Origin of the sequence: Motilimonas sp. E26 (genome assembly GCF_021278025.1) — a bacterium.
In the GTDB taxonomy this organism is placed as follows: Bacteria; Pseudomonadota; Gammaproteobacteria; order Enterobacterales; family CBDFNC01; genus Motilimonas.
In genome coordinates this window covers 1-5,956 of record NZ_JAIBHJ010000052.1, presented here as the reverse complement: position 1 = coordinate 5,956, position 5,956 = coordinate 1, and the positions used below count along the sequence as shown (strand labels likewise).

The 5,956-nt window shown below is 46.0% G+C and carries 7 protein-coding genes; all 7 read left to right on the top strand.

The genetic code is table 11. The features are described 5' to 3' along the window. Positions 1-497: 497 nt before the first annotated feature. Positions 498-1,436 carry a tetratricopeptide repeat protein gene (locus K1M91_RS20875; RefSeq protein WP_232804194.1) on the top strand — a complete coding sequence of 313 codons (939 nt, stop codon included), beginning with the start codon at positions 498-500 and terminating at the stop codon, positions 1,434-1,436. A gap of 8 nt (positions 1,437-1,444) precedes the next feature. Beyond that, positions 1,445-2,359, top strand: coding sequence for a tetratricopeptide repeat protein (locus tag K1M91_RS20870; protein ID WP_232804193.1), 915 nt, complete (start codon positions 1,445-1,447; stop codon positions 2,357-2,359). Between the two features lie 8 nt (positions 2,360-2,367). Continuing rightward, complete coding sequence (locus tag K1M91_RS20865) at positions 2,368-3,282, top strand: tetratricopeptide repeat protein (RefSeq protein ID WP_232804192.1); 915 nt, start codon at positions 2,368-2,370, stop codon at positions 3,280-3,282. Between the two features lie 8 nt (positions 3,283-3,290). Further along, positions 3,291-4,199: a tetratricopeptide repeat protein gene (locus tag K1M91_RS20860; protein WP_232804191.1), complete on the top strand. Its 909-nt coding sequence runs from the start codon at positions 3,291-3,293 to the stop codon at positions 4,197-4,199. A 148-nt stretch (positions 4,200-4,347) separates the two neighbouring features. Continuing rightward, positions 4,348-4,974: a hypothetical protein gene (locus tag K1M91_RS20855; RefSeq protein WP_232804190.1), complete on the top strand. Its 627-nt coding sequence runs from the start codon at positions 4,348-4,350 to the stop codon at positions 4,972-4,974. Positions 4,975-5,037: 63 nt separating this feature from the next. Continuing rightward, positions 5,038-5,637 carry a contractile injection system protein, VgrG/Pvc8 family gene (locus K1M91_RS21565; RefSeq protein ID WP_348983282.1) on the top strand — a complete coding sequence of 200 codons (600 nt, stop codon included), beginning with the start codon at positions 5,038-5,040 and terminating at the stop codon, positions 5,635-5,637. Beyond that, positions 5,541-5,956, top strand: a 416-nt coding sequence (gene tssI / locus K1M91_RS21480; RefSeq protein ID WP_348983281.1) for a type VI secretion system tip protein TssI/VgrG, incomplete at its 3' end; no start/stop codon positions are given. The genes K1M91_RS21565 and tssI, both read left to right, overlap by 97 nt.

Below are 5,956 nucleotides of genomic sequence, written 5' to 3'. Positions count from 1 at the left end.
GAAAAGCTCTCCCCTGAAACAATAGCAAAATTAAAACAAGAAATTGCTGAGTTCTTAACCAAAGTAAAACCCAACCGATTTTACGATGAGACCAATTTATATTAAGGCCAAAGCTTGAATCATATCGACTATGCTAATTACCTTTCTGTGTTGCTATTTGCTCACTCAAATCTTTGTGCGTTGGACCATAGGTAAAGCAATATGAAGCCATTATTAAAGCACCTCATATACTTATCCTCCCTAGCTTTCACCATCACCTTGTTCTGGTTAGCCAAATACTGGCTGTTGTCAATACCACAAAAACATAAAATACCAACTTATTTTTATTGATAGTTATATCTTTATTGCGTACTGTGCCGGCTAATCTGTTGAATCTATTTATGAATCACTTTCACGCAAGCTTTGCACCATTGTTCGATCTTAGGCGATCACATAAGCCAACCGATAAAAGGCGCAATGGATAATACGCAGCACAGACAAAAAGGAATGTCGTAAACATGTACTCCCCCTTACATATGGGACGAACCTTATACCAGCGCATTCTATTTGCCCTTGCCCTTCTATCATTCCTAATTACAGCGCCCACCATGGCTTTTGAATTTGAATGTAAATTAGAAAAAGACAGCTTTCCCCCTGTCACTGCCGAGGCTGATGCTCTGTTTTTACAAGCGCGTAAACTGGAGAAACAGCGATATCATGATAAAGAGCAAGTTACTGCCTTGTATGAGCAAGCCGCTAAGTTAGACCATTGGAAGGCGCTGCATAACCTAGCCCGTCGCTACCGCCTTGGCCTAGGCACTTATCGCAGCGCCGCTAAAACCCTTGAAACCACCCAGCGTTTAATTGAACTGGGCGCGCCCATTGGCTATTACGATTTAGCCGTGATATTAGAGCGTGGCTATGGCGTTAAATACGACATTGAAGGCGCTTGGCTTTACCTGCATAAAGCCGCCAAACTCGGTGAGCCTAACGCCCTAATTCGACTAGGCAATCATTACGGTTATAACTTGCCCCTAGAGCAACAGCAAAATGATAAGGCCGCGGCTTATTTTAAGTGTGCTGCTCAACAACACACTACCGAAGCGTATTACTATTATGCACAGTGGCTAAAAATCGGCGAGCAAAGATACCCCGAAGCCATGCATTATTATCAATTAGCCGTTGGCAATGGCATGGCAAAATCCGCCATCGTTCTCGCCACGGTTTTTTCAGTAGGACAATACAAGTACCCCATTGATCAAGAACAAACGTTGATTTATGAAGATTTATCGACCAAGATCCGAGCCAATCCTGAACTTCGCATTCCCGATATCACTACCCGCTATCCTTTACCCCCTCATCCGGTGCAAGATTATGGCAGCTTGCCCGACCCAAGAGTTAAACCGGATTCTAATTCGGATAAACCAAACACTAATGAAAACACAGGTGAGGAGTAATCTTAGTTATGGGCAGCAAGGCACTTATTCCATTGACCATCATATTGTTAGGACTAAGTCTGGCCTTGCCTGCTTCGGCTTTTGAATTTGAATGTCAATTAGAAAAAACCAGCCTGCCCCCTGTCACTGCCGAGGCTGATGCACTGTTTTTACAAGCGCGTAAACTGGAAAAGCAGCGATATCACGATAAAGAGCAAGTTACCGCCTTGTATGAACAAGCCGCCAAGTTAGACCATTGGAAGGCGCTGCATAATTTAGCCCGTCGCTACCGCCTTGGCCTAGGCACTTATCGCAGCGCCGCTAAAACTCTTGAAACCACCCAGCGTTTAATTAAACTCGGCGCCCCCATCGGTTATTACGATTTAGCCGTGATACTCGAGCGCAGCTATGGCGTTAAATACGATATTGAAGGCGCTTGGCTCTACCTGCATAAAGCCGCCAAACTCGGTGAGCCTAACGCCCTAATTCGATTGGGTAATCATTACGGTTATAATTTGCCGCGCGAGCAACAGCAAAATGATAAGGCCGGTGCCTACTTTAAATGCGCCGCTCAACAACAATCTACCGAGGCTTATTATGAATATGCCGATTGGTTGAGAGTGGGAGAAGATCGCTACCCCGAGTCAATGCATTATTATCAACTGGCTGCTGGTAATGGTATGTTGAAAGCAGCTATTGTATTAAACGCTGTTTTTTCTTTGGGTCAACATGAATATCAGATAAATGAAAGCGTAGTCCAAGTTTATGAACAAATAGCGGATAAAATCGATGCCGACCCCGACTTTCGCATCCCCGATATCACTACCCGCTACCCCTTACCGCCTCATCCCGTGCAAGGTTATGGCAGCTTGCCCGACCCAAGGGTTAAACCGGATTCTAATTCGGATAAACCAGACACTAATGAAACCACAGGTGAGGAGTAATCTTAGCTATGGGCAGCAAGGCACTTATTCCATTGACCATCCTACTGCTAGGAGCATTGCAGGCCTTGCCCGCTTCGGCTTTTGAATTTGAATGTAAGTTAGAAAAAGACAGCTTGCCCCCTGTCACTGCCGAGGCAGATGCACTGTTTTTACAAGCGCGTAAACTAGAAAAGCAGCGTTATCACGACAAAACTCAGGTCACCGCCTTATATGAGCAAGCCGCTAAGTTAGACCATTGGAAGGCCCTGCATAATCTAGCCCGTCGCTACCGCCTTGGCCTAGGTATTTATCGCAGCGCCGCTAAAACCCTGGAAACCACCCAACGCTTAATTGAACTAGGCGCCCCCATCGGTTATTACGATTTAGCCGTGATACTCGAACGTGGTTATGGCGTTAAATATGATATTGAAGGCGCTTGGCTTTACCTGCATAAAGCCGCCAAACTCGGAGAGCCCAACGCCCTAATTCGATTGGGTAATCATTACGGCTATAACTTGCCGCGCGAGCAACAGCAAAATGATAAGGCAGCGGCTTACTTTAAGTGTGCTGCTCAACAACAGTCTACCGAGGCTTATTTTGAATATGCCGACTGGTTGAGAGTGGGAGAAGATCGCTACCCTGAGTCAATGCATTATTATCAATTGGCCGTTGGCAATGGCATGGCAAAATCCGCCATCGTTCTCGCCACCGTTTTTTCAGCAGGGTTACACAAGTACCCCATTGATCAAGAACAAACGTTGATTTATGAAGATTTATCAACCAAGATCCGAGCCAACCCTGAACTTCGGATTCCCGATATCACTACCCGCTACCCCTTACCCCCACATCCCGTGCAAGGCTATGGCAGCTTGCCCGACCCAAGAGTTAAACCGACTTCTAATTCGGATAAACCAGACACTAATGAAAACGCAGGTGAGGAGTAATCTTAGTTATGGGTAGCAAGGCACTTATTCCATTGACCATCATATTGTTAGGACTAAGTCTGGCCTTGCCTGCTTCGGCTTTTGAATTTGAATGTAAATTAGAAAAAACCAGCTTGCCCCCTGTCAACGCCGAGGCTGATGCACTGTTTTTACAAGCGCGTAAACTGGAAAAGCAGCGTTATCACGATAAAACTCAGGTCACTACCTTATATGAACAAGCCGCTAAGTTAGACCATTGGAAGGCCCTGCATAACCTAGCCCGTCGCTACCGCCTTGGCCTAGGCACTTATCGCAGCGCCGCTAAAACCCTGGAAACCACCCAACGCCTAATTGAACTCGGCGCGCCCATCGGTTATTACGATTTAGCCGTGATATTAGAGCGCGGGTATGGCGTTAAATACGATATTGAAGGCGCATGGCTTTACCTGCATAAAGCCGCCAAACTCGGTGAGCCTAATGCCCTAATTCGATTGGGTAATCATTACGGTTATAATTTGCCGCGCGAGCAACAGCAAAATGATAAGGCCGCGGCTTACTTTAAATGCGCCGCTCAACAACACACAACCGAAGCGTATTACTATTATGCTCAGTGGCTAAAAATCGGCGAACAGAGATACCCTGAAGCCATGCATTATTATCAATTGGCCGTTGGTAATGGCATGTCAAAAGCTACAGCTGTTCTTTACTCCGTTTTTGCAACTGGCGAGCACCAATATCAAATAGATGAAAGTGTTGCTCAACTTTATGACCAATTAGCGTATAAAATCGATGCTGACCCCGACTTTCGCATCCCCGATATCACTACCCGCTACCCCTTACCTCCTCATCCGGTGCAAGGCTATGGCAGCTTGCCTGACCCTAGAATCAAACCGACTTCTAATTCGGATAAACCAGATACAGACACAGGTGAGGAGTAATCTTAGCCATGGGCAGCAAGGCGCTTATTCCATTGACCATCCTACTGCTAGGAGCATTGCTGGCCTTGCCTACATGGCTTTCAATGCGGGTAATAAAAAAACACATCACTTTTCCCCCCACTAAATCATGGAGGCCAGAGCCCGGATTATGAGTAAATACAACTGTCAATACTACATCGTTGACGATAATTACAGCCCTGAAACGATTTACCTCAGCCCAACACAAGCTACCGCAGACCGTTTTTTTGGCTTTGAAGAGATGAGCATCGACAATGGGCCCTTATTTTTTGAAAACGCGTACCGTGACGAAGACAAAGCAGCAAACATTCGCCGTCCTATCAAACAAGCCCATATGCATGCAGCATTTGTGATCATGCATGAGGACATCAAAAAAGACATGGAAGACTATTTTTACTTTCACCCAGGCGTGGAATTATTTCCAGCGGTGTTGATTGATGATGACGGTCAATTTCATGAGCACTATTGGTTTATTAATCGTTATGGTGAAACCGATTGCTTGGATTATGACAAATCTATCATCAGTAACTACAAAGAAAACAATGTGAGACATTCTGTTAAGAAATACTCACTACGCGATGATGTACTTGATGCCATACCTGAAGAGAAGAGATTAATCTTAAAAATAGCTAAAACCAACATTGGATACACAATTGCGCATCAACGAATTGTTGATATTTTCAACAAACATCAAGTTGATACCTTGCGTTTTCACCGCTTAGATGAATGGCAAAAGGGCAAACAGTTTAAAAAATAGTATGGCGCGCATTGTTACCATCACAATGCGCAATATCAGCAAAGAAATTGAATTAATCATCACGTGCAATTAATAGCTTACAGCTTCAAGCAGCCCGCCTATTCGTTTTTACAAAACCAGCAAGGCCAAGGCATTAAATTTCAGCGTGATGATTACGAGCATTATGATTACCCCGGGCGTTATAAAGACGATGCCACCGGCGAAAAATTCACTCGGGTGCGCCAGCAATACCTCAACCGTGACAGCGTCACCGCCACGGCTCAAAGTAATCAGCCCAGATTATTTGCCGGTGCAAAATTTGACCTCACCGAGCACCTAAACCCCAGTTTTAATGCCCCTTGGCAAGTGGTTGCCATCAAGCATATTGGCGAGCAGCCCCAAGCCCTTGAAGAGCACGGCGGCAGCGGTCAAACCCGCTATCACAACACCCTTAAACTCTTGCCCGAGCAGCGCCAATGGCAGTTGGACATGCAAGCCAAACCCAAGGTAGACGGGCCGCAAATCGCCACCGTCACCGGCCCCCCCAAGGCGAAGAAATATTTTGTGACGAGCATGGCCGCGTTAAAGTGCAATTTCCGTGGGACCGCTATTCCAACAATGACGAAAACGCCAGCTGCTGGGTACGCGTGTCTCAAGATTGGGCCGGCACCCAATACGGCATGATGGCCATTCCGCGTATTGGCCACGAAGTGATTGTCAGCTTTTTAGAAGGCGACCCCGACCAACCCATCATCACAGGTCGCACTTATCATGCCACCAATAAAGTGCCTTATGCCCTGCCCGAGCATAAAACCCGCACCGTTATTCGCACCGAAACCCATAAAGGCGACAGCTACAACGAGCTGCGTTTTGAAGACGAAGTGGGCCAAGAAGATATTTACATCCACGCTCCCTATTACATTGATAGAGAGGGAAAGGTAGAAATGGACCAGTTCGACATTGGGCACTATAAATTACAATTAGCCTTCAATGTTGGCGGCGC

Coding starts and splice junctions, on each gene's coding strand:
- K1M91_RS20860 (WP_232804191.1), top strand. CDS start 3,291: ATGGGTAGCAAGGCACTTATTCCATTGACCATCATATTGTTAGGACTA.
- K1M91_RS20865 (WP_232804192.1), top strand. CDS start 2,368: ATGGGCAGCAAGGCACTTATTCCATTGACCATCCTACTGCTAGGAGCA.
- K1M91_RS20855 (WP_232804190.1), top strand. CDS start 4,348: ATGAGTAAATACAACTGTCAATACTACATCGTTGACGATAATTACAGC.
- K1M91_RS20875 (WP_232804194.1), top strand. CDS start 498: ATGTACTCCCCCTTACATATGGGACGAACCTTATACCAGCGCATTCTA.
- K1M91_RS20870 (WP_232804193.1), top strand. CDS start 1,445: ATGGGCAGCAAGGCACTTATTCCATTGACCATCATATTGTTAGGACTA.